General features: G+C 72.9%; 10 protein-coding genes. 4 read left to right on the top strand and 6 right to left on the bottom strand.

The window, feature by feature from the left end; all coding sequences use genetic code 11:
• Positions 1 to 13: 13 nt before the first annotated feature.
• Both LRP67_RS02000 and LRP67_RS01995 read right to left on the bottom strand, forming a co-directional pair.
• The gene (locus LRP67_RS02000; protein WP_231268474.1) at positions 14 to 1477 is read right to left on the bottom strand and encodes a YdiU family protein; all 1464 of its coding nucleotides are present in this window, start codon (positions 1475 to 1477) and stop codon (positions 14 to 16) included.
• 22 nt (positions 1478 to 1499) lie between these two features.
• Positions 1500 to 2030: a pyridoxamine 5'-phosphate oxidase family protein gene (locus tag LRP67_RS01995; RefSeq protein WP_231268473.1), complete on the bottom strand. Its 531-nt coding sequence runs from the start codon at positions 2028 to 2030 to the stop codon at positions 1500 to 1502.
• A gap of 131 nt (positions 2031 to 2161) precedes the next feature.
• Between LRP67_RS01995 and LRP67_RS01990 the strand changes: the two genes are divergently transcribed.
• A complete protein-coding gene (locus LRP67_RS01990; protein WP_231268472.1) occupies positions 2162 to 2533 on the top strand; it encodes a VOC family protein in 372 nt (123 codons plus the stop codon).
• Here LRP67_RS01990 and ppgK read toward each other — a convergent pair.
• From ppgK to LRP67_RS01970, 4 genes are all read right to left on the bottom strand, one after another.
• Complete coding sequence (gene ppgK / locus LRP67_RS01985) at positions 2520 to 3266, bottom strand: polyphosphate--glucose phosphotransferase (RefSeq protein ID WP_231268471.1); 747 nt, start codon at positions 3264 to 3266, stop codon at positions 2520 to 2522. The two genes, LRP67_RS01990 and ppgK, sit on opposite strands and share 14 nt — an antisense overlap.
• Positions 3257 to 3967 (bottom strand): helical backbone metal receptor, encoded by a 711-nt coding sequence (locus LRP67_RS01980; protein WP_231268468.1) that lies wholly within the window; start codon positions 3965 to 3967, stop codon positions 3257 to 3259. Before LRP67_RS01980 ends, ppgK begins: the two co-directional genes overlap by 10 nt.
• Positions 3968 to 4111: 144 nt before the next feature.
• Positions 4112 to 7342 (bottom strand): fused isobutyryl-CoA mutase/GTPase IcmF, encoded by a 3231-nt coding sequence (gene icmF / locus LRP67_RS01975; protein WP_231268467.1) that lies wholly within the window; start codon positions 7340 to 7342, stop codon positions 4112 to 4114.
• Between the two features lie 51 nt (positions 7343 to 7393).
• Entirely contained in the window at positions 7394 to 8287 is an 894-nt protein-coding gene (locus LRP67_RS01970; protein ID WP_231268466.1) for a hypothetical protein, read from the bottom strand.
• Positions 8288 to 8348: 61 nt separating this feature from the next.
• On the opposite strand from LRP67_RS01970, the gene LRP67_RS01965 reads away from it, so the two are divergent.
• From LRP67_RS01965 to lysX, 3 genes are read left to right on the top strand one after another with little or no spacing between them, the layout of a single operon-like run.
• On the top strand, positions 8349 to 9671 hold the full coding sequence (locus LRP67_RS01965) for an LssY C-terminal domain-containing protein (protein ID WP_231268465.1): 1323 nt from the start codon (positions 8349 to 8351) through the stop codon (positions 9669 to 9671).
• Positions 9668 to 10366 (top strand): DUF998 domain-containing protein, encoded by a 699-nt coding sequence (locus tag LRP67_RS01960; RefSeq protein WP_231268464.1) that lies wholly within the window; start codon positions 9668 to 9670, stop codon positions 10364 to 10366. The genes LRP67_RS01965 and LRP67_RS01960 overlap by 4 nt, the downstream gene beginning before the upstream one ends.
• Positions 10363 to 13695 (top strand): bifunctional lysylphosphatidylglycerol synthetase/lysine--tRNA ligase LysX, encoded by a 3333-nt coding sequence (lysX, locus tag LRP67_RS01955; RefSeq protein WP_231268463.1) that lies wholly within the window; start codon positions 10363 to 10365, stop codon positions 13693 to 13695. The genes LRP67_RS01960 and lysX overlap by 4 nt, the downstream gene beginning before the upstream one ends.
• Positions 13696 to 13703 lie beyond the last annotated feature (8 nt).

Here is a 13703-nt window from a genome sequence, read left to right as displayed (position 1 = left end):
GCGGGGACAGGCCTCAGGTCCCGCAGTAGGTGGTGTAGTGGCCGAAGTCCTCCGGGGCGGGCTCGGCGTAGCGCTCGAGCCCCGGCCGCTCGTCGTACGGCGCGGAGAGGGCCTCGAGCAGCCGCTGGAGCGGGACGAGGTCGCCGTCGGTGCCGGCCACGAGCGCCTCCTCGACCAGGTGGTTGCGGGCGACGTAGACGGGGTTGGCGCGGTCCATCCTCTCGGCGTCGGGGCCCAGCGCCCGCCAGCGCTCCACCCAGGCGTCGAAGCCCGCCAGGTCGAGCACCTGGTCGCGGGCCGGCGCGACGTCGCCCCGGGCCGCGCGGCCCAGCGCCCGGAAGAAGCCGGTGTGATCGACCCGGTCGGCCTTCATCAGCTCCACCACGTCGCCGATCAGGGGGGTGGCGACCTCCTCGGCGAGGCCGTCCGGCAGGCCCAGCTTGGCGCGCATCCCGTGGCTCCAGGCCTCGGAGTATGCGGGGCGGAAGGTGCCCAGCGACTCGACCGCCAGGGCGACGGCCTGCTCCTGGTCGTCGTGGATCAGCGGGAGGAGGGCCTCGGCGAGGCGGGCGAGGTTCCACTCCGCGACGAGGGGCTGGTTGCCGTAGGCGTAGCGCCCGGTCTCGTCGATCGAGCTGAACACCGTGGCGGGGTCGAAGGCCTCCAGGAACGCGCAGGGCCCGTAGTCGATGGTCTCGCCGGAGATCGTCATGTTGTCGGTGTTCATGACGCCGTGGACGAAGCCGACCAGCATCCACTGCGCGACGAGCGACGCCTGGGCGGCGACCACGGCCTCGAAGAGCGCCCGGTACGGCGACTCGGCGTCGGCGGCACCCGGGTGGTGGCGCGCGATCGCGTGGTCGGCGAGCCGGCGCAGGAGGTCGGCATCGCCCTGGGCGGCGGCGTACTGGAAGCTGCCCACGCGCAGATGACTGCTCGCGACCCGCGCCAGCACCGCGCCGGGCAGGACGGTCTCGCGGCGCACCGGGCGGCCGGTCGCGACCACGGCCAGCGAGCGGGTGGTGGGGATGCCGAGGCCGTGCATGGCCTCGCTCACGACGTACTCGCGCAGCATCGGGCCGACCGCGGCCAGCCCGTCGCCCCCGCGAGCGAACGGCGTACGGCCCGAGCCCTTGAGGTGCAGGTCGCGCAGGGTTCCGTCGGCGGCGGTGAGCTCGCCGAGCAGCAGCGCGCGGCCGTCGCCCAGACGTGGGCTGAAGCCGCCGAACTGGTGGCCGGCGTAGGCCTGGGCGACCGGCCGCGCGCCCTCGGGCAGGTGGTTGCCGACGAGCAGGCGCACTCCCTCGTCGGTCCGCAGCGAGGCGGGGTCCAGACCGAGCCCTGCGGCGAGCGGCTCGTTGAGCGCGAGCAGGGTGGGCGAGGGGGCCTCTTCGGCACGCCACTCCAGCGCGAGTTCGGGCAGCTCGCGCGCGAAGCGGTCTCCGAGGGCGACGGCAGTGGCGGGGGCGAGGCTCACGCCCTCGAGCCTACGTCGTGGCTCAGAGCGCCCACCGGGTCGCGCCGCCCGGCTCGACGGTGGCCACCGCGGTCATCGAGCGGACCTCGACGCGGTAGACGTGCCACGGCGGTGGGCCGGCCGAGGGGGCGCTGAAGTCAGCGGTGAGGGCTGTGCCGGTCTCGTCGACCCGGCACGGCCAGCCGCCCGCGGCCCACTCCGATGCCCGCCTCGCCACCGCCTCGGGGTCGCTCACCCGCGCCGCGGTCCCCTCCATCACCAGGTCGAAGTCGTGGGTGGCGACCGCCAGGGCGCAGCGCGCGTCGCGCGCGAGGTTGCGCGCCTTGCGGGTGGTGGCGCCGGTCTCGAACCAGACCGCCCCCTCCGCCCAGAGCGCGCCGATGCCGGTCACGTGCGGGGCTCCGTCGGCGTCGACGGTGGTGAGCCAGCAGGTGTGGCGATCGGGTCCCCCCGAGCCCGGCGCCTGCGAGAGCCCGGCATCGAGTCGTGCCGTGACCGCGTCCAGGTCGAGGGGCGCGAGGTCGTAGTGGGCGGCGAGGTTCGTGACGTCCATGTCGGTAGGACCTCCCGGCCCGGCCGGACTCATCGGCACCCGTGGCTCGCATGCGGACAGAACCTGACCTGAGTGCCACCTAGCGTGGCTCCGAGGTCCCCAACAGCGGGGCCCGGAGCAAGGAGCAGACCATGGACTTCAGGATCGAGCTGATCCCCCTCGCGGTGCGAGACGTCGACCGGTCGGTCGCGTTCTACGGCGAGGGGCTCGGCTGGAGCGTCGACCACGACCAGGTCGTCTCGCCGGAGCTGCGCTTCGTCCAGGTGACCCCGCCCGGGTCAGCCTGCTCGATCTGCTTCGGCGTCGGGCTGGACATGATGCCCTCGGGCTCGGCGCAGTTCATCCAGGTCGTCGTCGAGGACGCCGACGCGGCGCTGGCCTACCTGCGCGACCGCGGCGTCGAGTGCCAGGGGGTCGACGACCAGCCCTGGGGCCGCTTCGTCCGCTTCGACGACCCCGACGGCAACAGGTGGGCACTGCAGCAGCTCGTCAGGAGACGTTGAGGGCGGCGCCGATGATGCCGGCCCGATTGCGCAGGGTGGCGGGGACGATGGGGGTGTCGATGCCGATCAGCGGCAGGAAGCTGGCGGCGTGCTTGCTGACGCCGCCGCCGACGACGAGCAGGTCGGGGGAGAAGAGCTGCTCCAGGGCGCGGTAGTAGCGGGTGAGCCGCTCGGCCCACTGCTCCCAGGACAGCGACTCGCGCTCGCGGGCGCTGTTGGCCGCGCGGCTCTCGGCCACGGCCCCGTCCAGCTCCAGATGGCCGAGCTCGGAGTTGGGGACCAGGACGCCGTCGTACAGAAAGGCGCTGCCGATGCCGGTGCCGAGCGTGGTGACGATGACCAGTCCGGACTCGCCCCGGGCGGCGCCGAAGCGGACCTCGGCGAGGCCGGCCGCGTCGGCGTCGTTGACCGTGCGCACCGTCCGGCCGGTCGCCTCGGAGAACAGCGCGTCGGCGTCGGTGCCGATCCAGGAGGCGTCGATGTTGGCGGCACTGCCCACGACGCCGTGTCGTACGACGCCCGGCACCGTCACGCCCACCGGGCCGTCCGCGTCGGGCAGCTGGGCCAGCAGGTCGACCAGCACCTGCGCCACCCGCTCCGGCGTCGAGGGCGAGGGGGTCGCGATGCGCACCCGCTCTCCGGCGAAGTCGCCGGCCTGGAGGTCCACGGCCGCGCCCTTGATGCCGGAGCCGCCGAAGTCGACGCCGACGGGGTGGTGCTCGTTCAGGTCCATGGACCGGATAGTACGGAGCCCAGCACCCGGTGCGCCTCCAGCAGCGACGGGCCGTACCAGGTGAGCAGGCGGCCGCTGACAAGGCGGCTGGGGGTACGGGTGAAGGCCTCGGGGCCGTCGGCGCTGGTGAAGACGTAGGGCTCGTCGGGCAGCAGCACCAGGTCGGCGCCGGCGGCGTCGATCTCCTCCCGGGCGACGTGGGGGTAGCGCTCGGGGTGGTCTGCGAACACGTTGCCGATGCCGAGCCGCCGCAGCAGGTCGCCGGTGAAGGTGGAGCTCCCGACGACCATCCAGGGGTCCCGCCAGATCGGCACGGCCGCCGTGCTGCTCACCGGCGGCAGCGCACCGCACCACAGCTCCCGCGCCTCGGCGAGCCAGTCGGGACGGGGCCAGCCGAGGACGTCGTCGAAGAGCTCGTCGTACGCCGCCACCGCGTCCGGCACGGTCTCGATGACGGTCACGTGCACCCGGATCCCGCTCTCCCGCAGGCGTCGTACGTCGAGCTCGCGGTTCTCCTCCTTGTTGACGATGACCACGTCCGGCTCCAGCGCGCGGATCGCGGCGAGGTCGGGGTTCTTGGTGCCGCGCACCCGGGTCACGTCGAGGTCGGCGGGGTGAGTGCACCAGTCGGTCGCGCCGACGAGTGCGTCCGGTCGGGCCTGCGCCAGCGCCTCGGTGATCGAGGGGACGAGGGAAACCACTCGCTCTGCCTGGGGCGGTGGATTGGTCACTTCTTCATCCTCACTCGGTTTCGAGACGCCTCGTTCCGCCCTCGCAGGCTCGGTCGGAGCGCGGCTCCTCAACCTCCTCGCTGATCGGGACCCTCGCAAGCTCGGCTCCCGCGCTCAGACGTTCCTTCGGTATTGGCCGCCGACCTCGAAGAACGCCTCGGTGACCTGGCCGAGGGAGCAGACGCGGGCGGCGTCCATCAGGACGGCGAAGACGTTCTCACCGGAGATCGCGGCTTCGCGCAGGCGGGCGATCGCCGCGGCCGCCTCGTCGCTGTGGTCGGACTGGAAGCGACGCACCCCGGCGAGCTGGGACTCCTTCTCGGCGTCGGTCGCGCGCGCGAGCTCGATCTCCTGCGGGGCCGCGCCGGACTCGGCCTTGCGGAAGGTGTTGACGCCGACGATCGGCAGTGAGCCGTCGTGCTTGCGGTGCTCGTAGAGCATCGACTCGTCCTGGATCCGGCCGCGCTGGTAGCCCGTCTCCATGGCGCCGAGCACCCCGCCGCGCTCGTTGATGGCGTCGAACTCGGCGAGGACGGCGGCCTCCACGAGGTCGGTGAGCTCGTCGATGATGAACGACCCCTGGAGCGGGTTCTCGTTCATCGCCAGGCCCCACTCGCGGTTGATGATCAGCTGGATCGCGAGTGCCCGGCGCACGGACTCCTCGGACGGGGTCGTGACGGCCTCGTCGTAGGCGTTGGTGTGCAGCGAGTTGGCGTTGTCGTAGATCGCGATCAGGGCCTGGAGCGTCGTACGGATGTCGTTGAAGTCCATCTCCTGCGCGTGCAGGGAGCGACCGGAGGTCTGGACGTGGTACTTCAGCTTCTGCGAGCGCTCTCCCGCGCCGTACCTCTCCTTCATGGCCACCGCCCAGATGCGACGGGCGACGCGGCCGATGACGGAGTACTCGGGGTCCATGCCGTTGGAGAAGAAGAACGACAGGTTGGGCGCGAAGTCGTCGATGTCCATGCCGCGCGCGAGGTAGGCCTCGACGTAGGTGAAGCCGTTGGCGAGCGTGAACGCCAGCTGGCTGATGGGGTTCGCCCCGGCCTCGGCGATGTGGTAGCCGGAGATGGAGACCGAGTAGAAGTTGCGCACCTGGTGGGCGATGAACCACTCCTGGATGTCGGCCATCATCCGCAGCGAGAACTCGGTGGAGAACAGGCAGGTGTTCTGGCCCTGGTCCTCCTTGAGGATGTCGGCCTGCACGGTGCCGCGGACGTTCGCGACGGCGTGCGCGGCGAGCATCGCGCGCTCCTCCTCGGACGGCGCGCGGCCCTCCTTCTCGCGGAACGCGTCGACCTGCTGGTCGATCACGGTGTTGAGGAAGAACGCCAGCACCGTGGGCGCGGGGCCGTTGATGGTCATCGACACCGAGGTCGACGGTGCGACCAGGTCGAAGCCGTCGTAGAGGACCTTCATGTCCTCGAGTGTCGCCACCGAGACGCCCGAGGTGCCGACCTTGCCGTAGACGTCCGGGCGCGGGTCCGGGTCGCGGCCGTAGAGCGTGACCGAGTCGAACGCCGTCGACAGCCGCTTGGCGTCCCCGTCGGCCGAGAGGATCTTGAAGCGGCGGTTGGTGCGTGCGGGGTCGCCCTCGCCGGCGAACATCCGCGCGGGGTCCTCGCCGTCGCGCTTGAACGGGAACACGCCGGCGGTGAACGGGAAGAACCCCGGGAGGTTCTCGCCGCGCCAGAAGCGCACGAGCTCGCCGTGGTCGGCGTAGCGCGGCAGCGAGACCCGCGGGATCTTGTTGCCGCTGAGCGACTCTCGGGTCAGGGCGGTGTGGATCTCCCGGTCGCGGACCTTCACCACCTGCTCGTCGCCGGAGTAGGACTCCACGACCGCCGGCCACCGCTCGATCTGCTGGGCGACCTCGGCCGGCAGGGCCTGCCGGGCCTTCTCCAGCAGGGCCGGTACGCCACCGGCGTCCAGGCCCTCGTCGCTCGCCAGCTCGCCGGCGACCAGCTCGAGGCGCTGCACGCGGCGGGCCGCCTCGGCCAGCTCGGCGGTGCGCGCGTGGTAGCCGCGCACGGTCTCGGTGATCTCGGCGAGGTAGCGCACGCGGTCCGACGGCACGACCTGGCGGATGCCCGAGGAGTGCCGCACGTCGACCGGGGGCAGCGTCCCCTCGGCCACCGGCAGGCCGCGGTCGGCCAGCACCCCGCGCAGGTGCTGGTAGAGCGCGGTGACCCCGTCGTCGTTGAAGGTGGCCGCCGAGGTGCCGAACACCGGCATCTGGTCCGGCTGCTGGCCGAAGGCCTCGCGGTTGCGCACGAGCTGGCGACCGACGTCGCGCAGCGCGTCCTTGGCGCCGCGGCGCTCGAACTTGTTGATGGCCACGAGGTCGGCGAAGTCGAGCATGTCGATCTTCTCCAGCTGGGAGGCGGCGCCGAACTCCGGTGTCATCACGTACATGGAGGTGTCGACGAACGGCACGATCGCCGCGTCGCCCTGGCCGATGCCGGGGGTCTCCACGACGACCAGGTCGAAGCCGGCGCCCTTGATGACGTCGATGACGTCGGCCAGGTGCTCGGGCAGCTCGTGGGCGCCGCGTGTGGCGAGCGAGCGGAAGAAGATCCGGTCCCCGTCGAGGGAGTTCATCCGGATCCGGTCGCCCAGCAGCGCGCCGCCACCGCGCCGCCGGGTCGGGTCGACGGCGAGCACCGCGATGCGCAGCTTGTCCTGCTGGTCGAGCCGGAAGCGGCGTACCACCTCGTCGGTCAGCGACGACTTGCCGGACCCTCCCGTGCCGGTGATGCCGAGGACCGGGGTGCTGGTGCGAGCCCCCGCGGCGCGCAGCTGGTCGAGTACGTCGGCCGGCAGCTGGCCCCTCTCGGCCGCCGTGATCGCCCTCGCGATGGCGAACCGGTCTCCGCTGAGGACCTGGTCCGCGGTGACCTGGCGTCGGTTCCACAGGTCGAAGTCGCACTCCTGCACGACCTGGCTGATCATGCCCACCAGGCCGAGCCGCTGGCCGTCCTCGGGGGAGAAGATGGTGACGCCCGAGCCGCGCAGACGCTCGATCTCGGCGGGCACGATGACGCCGCCACCGCCCCCGACCACCTTGACGTGGTCGGCGCCCTGGGCCCGCAGCGACTCGACCAGGTACTCGAAGTACTCGACGTGGCCGCCCTGGTACGACGACACCGCGACGCCCTGCACGTCCTCCTCGATCGCCGCGTCGACGACCTCCTGCACGGAGCGGTTGTGACCGAGGTGCACGACCTCCGCGCCCTGGCTCTGCAGGATCCGCCGCATGATGTTGATGGAGGCGTCGTGGCCGTCGAAGAGGGCCGATGCGGTCACGAGGCGCACGGGATGGGTGGGGCGGTACAGGTCGGACATGGGTCCTCCGGAGGCTCACTGCTGGGGTGCCACCCAATATAGTAGGACGTCCTAGTAATTCCCACTCCGCGTCGTGGTCTCGGGGCGCCCCACCTCGGGAGGGCCGACCTCGCCGTGGCGGGCGAGCGCGATCGCGCCGGCGACCGCGAGGAAGAACCCGACGCCGGCGACGACCCCCCACCCCGGCCGCGGCTGGTCGCCGAGCAGCAGCAGCCCCACCAGGGCCGGCGCCACGGTCTCGCCGACGACGAGGGGGGCGGTGGCCTGGGTGACGCTGCCGCGCTGGAGGGCGACGGAGTAGGTGAGCAGCGCGACCACTCCGGCGACGGCGAGGGCGTAGGCGGCTGGACTCCTCAGCAGCGGGCCGACCTCGTCGAGCAGGTGCTGGGGCGAGAGGTCGCCGGGCAGCATGCGCGAGGCGACCGCCGTCGCCCCGAACGCGAGCCCCGCGACGGTGCCCAGCGCCCGGGCGCCGGACGCCCCGGTGAGCCGGGCGAGCGGGATGGCCGCCACGGCCAGGAGCAGGGCCGCCCCGAGCACGCCCCACTGCTCGGCGTCGCTGACGTCGACGCTGCGGTCCTCGGTGGCGGAGAGCCCGACCAGCACCAGCCCGCCGACCACCACGACGATCCCGATCCGGTCGGAGCGGCTCAGCGGCATCCGCAGGAAGAGGGCGCCCAGGACGGCCGTGACGGCCAGGAAGCTGGCCACCACCGACTGCACCACGAAGAGCGGCAGGCTGCGGACCGCGACCAGGCTCAGGAGGAACCCCAGGCCGTCCAGGCCGACGCCGCCGAGATAGGTCCCGGAGCGGAGCAGGCGGGCCACGAGCCGCGGGTCGAGGCCCTGCACCCGGTCGGCCCGGCGGGCCGCGACCGCCTCGAGCAGGGAGCTGACGCCGTAGCACAGCGCCGCCCCCGCTGCCGCCAGCAACCCGAGAAGCATCCACCCAGGCTAGACGTGCGCGGAAGGGTCCTCGTGCGCGTCGGTCGGGCACACTGGTGTGATGCCGAGCGCCAGCCGGCACGACCGAGTCCTCTCGTGGAGCGCTCTGCTCGACGGCTGGTTCTACGCGCTCTCGTGCGTGACGGGGCTCTGGTTCGCCTTGGTGCTGCTGCGCGACGGGGTCCGTCCCGGCTGGCCGACGCTCCTGTTGGTCGTCTTCTGGCTGTTCCTCAGCTACCTGGTCCTGCCGCGCCTGCACCGGATCCTCACCTCGATCTACCTGCCCGGCTACTTCGTCGGGCGCACGCGCACCAGCGACGGGCTGCTGGGTGACCCGGTGAACGTCGGCTTCCTCGGGGACGCCGCCCAGGTCCACGGCGCGATGATGCGCGCCGGCTGGACGATGGCCGACGAGCTCGACCTGCGCAGCGCCTGGGGCATCGTCCGTGGCGTCCTTCGTGGGCGCAGCTACGTCGGCGCCCCGGTGAGCCCGCTGCTCCTCTTCGACCGCAAGCAGGACTTCGCCTACGAGCAGGAGGTCGCCGGCAGCCCCACGCGGCGCCACCACATCAGGTTCTGGCGGTGCCCGGACGGGTGGCTGCTGCCGGGTGGCTTCCGGGCCGACTGGCTGGGCGCGGCGACCTTCGACCGGCGCGTGGGCCTGTCGCTGTTCACTCTCCAGTTCACCCATCGCATCGAGGAGGACACCGACGTCGAGCGCGACTTCGTCGTCGCCCGGGTGTGCGCGGCAGTGCCCGGGGCGCACGTCGGCGTGATCGAGAACTTCTCCTCCGGCTACCACCACCGCAACGGCGGCGGTGATCGGATCCGCACCGACGGCGACCTGCCGATCCTGGACCTGCGCGCCACGTCTCCCGGCCCCGGCGCCGCGGTGGCGACCAGCACTCCGCCGCAGACCGCCTCGGCGACGCTCCTGGCGCGGGCGAGGAGCGCCCCCGAGACGGTGCTCGTCGGCGGCGGGATCGCCCTCGCTCGCGCGACGACGTACGGCGTGGGCGCGACGCTGTACGCCATGCGGGAGCCCGTGACCCCGCTCGTGGTGGCGGTCATCGGGCTCGCCGTGTGCGAGGTGGCGCTGGCGCTGATGGTGCTGGCTGGGCGCAACTGGGCGCGGCTGCTGCTGGCCGCGGGCTGCTCGGTGACGGCCGCGGTCTCGATGGTCGTCTCCGTCGTGGGTCACGCGCCGCCGGTGGGAATAGGCGAGCTCCTCACGGCGGGCGGCAGCATCCTGGTGCTGATGGCGCTCTCGAGCCAGCAGGCACGCGAGTACTCGACGGGTCGGGTGGACGGTGCGGCCCCGGCGGAGGCGAACCCGTCGCCGGCACCTCCGTCCGGCGAGACCCGGCCGGAGGTGCCGCGATGATGCCCCGACTCAAGTCGCTCAGGTCGGCCGCCTTGGGCGTCGGCGCCGGCCTGCTCTACTCGAACTTCGTGCTCGACTGGGTACGGCGAGGCCCCGAGAGCCTGTCCCACGCGGTGAGCGAGCTGGCGGCCTCGGGGGAGCCGCTCGCCTGGGTCTACCGCGGCGGGGAGGTCGCGAGCGCGGCGCTGGTGCTGCCACTGCTGCCCTCGGTGCGTGCCGCACTGCCGCCCGGCCCGGGGCGTGAGGTCGTCACCGCCGCCACCGCCCTCTTCGCGCTGGCAGCCACGGTGGCGGCCGTCGTGCCCACCCCGTGCGGGCCGGGTGAGGTCCACGAGAAGGTCGACCGGCGACCCCGCAGCGACCTGCACGACAGCGCCAGCATCGTGGCCGACGCGGCGCTCTACACCGGGGTGGTCGCGGCCTGGGCGAGCACCCGTCGCCGCGGCCCCCGCTGGCTCCACCGCGCGGCCTTCAGGGTCGCGTGGGCGGGGGCGGGCACCAGCGCGGCGTACCTCCGCACGCGCCCCTCCGCGGACCTGCGCCTCGTGGCGGGTGTCAGCCAGCGGCTCGACATCGTCACGGTGAGCGCCTGGCTGTGCTGCCTCGGCGTCCTCGCGGCCCGGGCCCTCCCACGAGAGTCGCCCCGTGAGGCCCTCCCGGCTCCCTCCCACCTCGTGACAGGACGACGCGCATGAGCGACCCGAGCACCGAGCGGCGCCCGCGCCTGCACCTGCCCACCGACGACCGGTGGCCGGACCGCTTCGCGGGCACGATGTTCCTCTTCGGCACGCTGGTCGTCGTCGTCTCGCTGGTGCCGCCGTGGCACCGCTACTTCGAGCGCTCGACCGATCCGCTCTCCCTGCTGACGATCCCGGTCGTCCCGAGCCTGGGGTACGCCGCGCTGCTCCTGGTCACCGGCGTCGCGCTGCGCCGCCGGCTCCTCGCGGCGTGGTGGGTGGTGCTGCTGTGGTGGCTGGGTCTGCCTCAGGTCGGTCGGGTCCTCTCGATCCTCGAGGGGAAGGACGTGGCGCTCTCGGCCGGCGGTCTGGTGCTCGTCGCCGCGGTGATGGTCCTGGCGGTTCGCGTGCGGCAGCAGTTCGTGGCCCGTCGCGCGCCGGGCAGCGTCTGGACGGCGCTCGCGCTGCTCGTCCTCGGTGGGGTGGCGACCCTGCTGGTGGGGGGCGGCCTCGTCGGCGCCTTCGGCAGCTCCACGAGCTACTCGGCCTCGCTCGACTACGTCCTCGACGCGATCCTGCTCGACCTCGGCCGGATCAGCCCCGAGCCGTCGGCCGCCGCGCCGTGGTGGGTCCGGCTGGTCATCGGAGTGCTCGGCGCCGTCGTGGTGCTCGGTGCCGCGCTCGTCCTGTTCCGGCCCTCTCGCGACACCCGCACCCTCTCGGTCGCCGACGAGGCCCGGGTGCGGGCGCTGCTGCGTGACTTCGGGGACCACGACTCGCTCGGCTACTTCGCGACCCGGCGCGACAAGTCGGTGGTGTGGGACACCGGCGAGCCGGCCACCGCGCGGGCGGGCGTCTCCTACCGCACGGTCGGCTCGGTGAGCCTGGCCAGCGGCAACCCGGTCGGCGACCCGGCGCACTGGCCCGACGCGATCGGCCGGTGGCGCGACCAGGCCCGGGCGAAGGGCTGGTCCCTGGCGGTCATGGGAGCCGGCCACGAAGGTGCGGTGGCCTACGCCGACGCCGGCCTCTCGCTGCTCGACCTCGGCGACGAGGCGATCGTCGACATGGGCGACTTCTCGCTCAACGGGCCGGGGATGAAGTCGGTGCGCCAGTCCGTCTCCCGCCTCCACCGCCGCGGCTACACCACCCGGGTGGCCCGCCACGCGACGCTGGGCGAGGCCGACTTCGCCGCCCTGGACACCGCCGCCGAGTCGTGGCGGGGGGACGGCGGCGACGAGCGGGGCTTCTCGATGGCGCTCGGCCGGCTCGCGGACCCTCTCGACGGGGCCTGCATGCTGGTGGCGGCGTACGACGCCGAGGGGGGCCTGCGCGGCTTCCTGAGCTTCGTGCCCTGGGGCCACACGGGGCTCTCGCTGGACCTGATGCGCCGTGACCCGACGTCCGACAACGGGCTGGTGGAACTGATGATCGCCAGCCTGGCCGACCAGGCGGCCACGTTCGGGATCGGGCCCGTCTCGCTGAACTTCGCGATGTTCCGCGAGGCCTTCGAGCGTGGGGCCGAGATCGGCGCCGGTCCGGTCGCCCGGCTCTGGCGCCAGGGCCTGCTCGTCGCCAGCCGGACCTGGCAGCTGGAGTCGCTCTACCGCTCGAACGCCAAGTACCTCCCGCGCTGGCAGCCGCGCTACCTGGGCTTCGAGTTCACCTCCGACCTGCCCCGGGTCGGCATGGCGGCCGGCAGCGCCGAGGGGTTCCTCACCGCGCCCTCGATCGCGCTGCTGCGCCGACAGGCCAAGGCCGAGGAGGGGCTGGAGACCGGCGGCCCCGACCACGCCGCGGCGGTGCTGGCCCTCATCCCGCCCGCGCCCGACGTCGTCGCCGAAGCGGTCTCCCCCGACCATCTGCCCGACCAGATGCGGGTCCGTCGCGCCAAGCTGGACCGGATCCGCGCCCGTGGGGTCGACCCGTACCCCGTCACCGCGCCCCGGACCCACACGCTGGCCGAGGTGCGTGGCCTGGTGGCCCCCGACCTCCCACCCGGCACCGAGACCCCGGCGATGGTCAGCGTGGTCGGCCGGGTCCTGCTCAAGCGGGACCTGGGCCGACTGGGCTTCGCCACGCTGCGCGACGGCAGCGGGGACCTGCAGGTGATGGTGGACGCGGAGCACGTGTCGGCCTCCGACCTGGACTTCTGGCGGCACTCGATCGACCTGGGCGACCACGTGGGCGTCACCGGGCGGGTGATCACGACCGAGAAGGGGGAGCTCTCGGTCCGGGCCGAGTCGGTGCTGCTCGCCAGCAAGGCGCTGCGCCCGCTCCCGGACAAGCACCGGGGCCTCACCGACCCCGAGGCCCGGGTCCGGATGCGCTACGTCGACCTGATCGTGCGCCCCGAGTCGCGCACGATCGCCTACCAGCGCGCGGCGGCCGTCCGCAGCGTGCGCGACTCGCTGCAGGCGCGCGGCTTCACCGAGGTCGAGACGCCGGTCCTGCAGACGGTGCACGGGGGTGCCAACGCCCGGCCCTTCGAGACCCACATCAACGCCTACGACCTGGACCTCTACCTGCGGATCGCGACCGAGCTGCACCTCAAGCGGCTGCTGGTCGGCGGGATGGAGAAGGTCTTCGAGGTGGGCCGGCAGTTCCGCAACGAGGGAGCGGACTTCAAGCACAACCCCGAGTTCACCTCGCTGGAGGTCTACGAGACCTACGGCGACTACGACACCATGCGGGTGCTGACCCAGGAGCTGATCCAGGAGGCGGCCATCGCGGTCCACGGCGCGCCGGTCGCCCGCCGGGCGGACGCCGAGGGCCGGGTCGTCGAGTTCGATCTGTCGGGGCAGTGGCCGGTGAAGACCATCTGTCAGGCCGTCTCGGAGGCGCTGGGCGAGGAGGTCACCACCGACACCCCGCTGCCGACCCTGCTCGCCTACGCCGACAAGATCGGCCTCGAGCTGGATCTCGACCCGTCGTGGGGGTTCGTGCTCGAGGAGATCTACGGCGAGCTGTGCGAGAGCCGGACCACCACGCCGGTCTTCTACACCGACTTCCCCAAGGAGAACGCGCCCCTGACCCGCCCCCACCGGCGCCACCCCCGGCTCACCGAGAAGTGGGACCTGGTCATGTTCGGCGCGGAGCAGGGCACGGCGTACTCGGAGCTGATCGACCCCGTGGACCAGCGAGAGCGACTGGTCGCCCAGTCGCTACTGGCGGCCGCGGGCGACGCCGAGGCGATGCAGGTCGACGAGGACTTCCTCCGGGCCCTGGAGTACGGCATGCCGCCGACCGGGGGGATGGGCCTGGGCATCGACCGACTGGTCATGAACCTCACCGGGCTCAGCATCCGCGACACCATCCTCTTCCCACTGGTCCGGCCACAGCGCTGAGCTGGGAG

Origin of the sequence: Nocardioides sp. cx-169 (assembly GCF_021083605.1) — a bacterium.
Taxonomy (GTDB): domain Bacteria; phylum Actinomycetota; class Actinomycetes; order Propionibacteriales; family Nocardioidaceae; genus Nocardioides.
This window is presented reverse-complemented; position numbering and strand designations above follow the sequence as displayed.

Excerpts from the sequence above, each read along its gene's own strand:
- LRP67_RS01990 (WP_231268472.1), top strand. The coding sequence starts at position 2,162 with ATGGACTTCAGGATCGAGCTGATCCCCCTCGCGGTGCGAGACGTCGAC.
- LRP67_RS01970 (WP_231268466.1), bottom strand. The coding sequence starts at position 8,287 with ATGCTTCTCGGGTTGCTGGCGGCAGCGGGGGCGGCGCTGTGCTACGGC.
- icmF (WP_231268467.1), bottom strand. The coding sequence starts at position 7,342 with ATGTCCGACCTGTACCGCCCCACCCATCCCGTGCGCCTCGTGACCGCA.
- LRP67_RS01960 (WP_231268464.1), top strand. The coding sequence starts at position 9,668 with ATGATGCCCCGACTCAAGTCGCTCAGGTCGGCCGCCTTGGGCGTCGGC.
- LRP67_RS01965 (WP_231268465.1), top strand. The coding sequence starts at position 8,349 with ATGCCGAGCGCCAGCCGGCACGACCGAGTCCTCTCGTGGAGCGCTCTG.
- ppgK (WP_231268471.1), bottom strand. The coding sequence starts at position 3,266 with ATGGACCTGAACGAGCACCACCCCGTCGGCGTCGACTTCGGCGGCTCC.
- lysX (WP_231268463.1), top strand. The coding sequence starts at position 10,363 with ATGAGCGACCCGAGCACCGAGCGGCGCCCGCGCCTGCACCTGCCCACC.
- LRP67_RS01995 (WP_231268473.1), bottom strand. The coding sequence starts at position 2,030 with ATGGACGTCACGAACCTCGCCGCCCACTACGACCTCGCGCCCCTCGAC.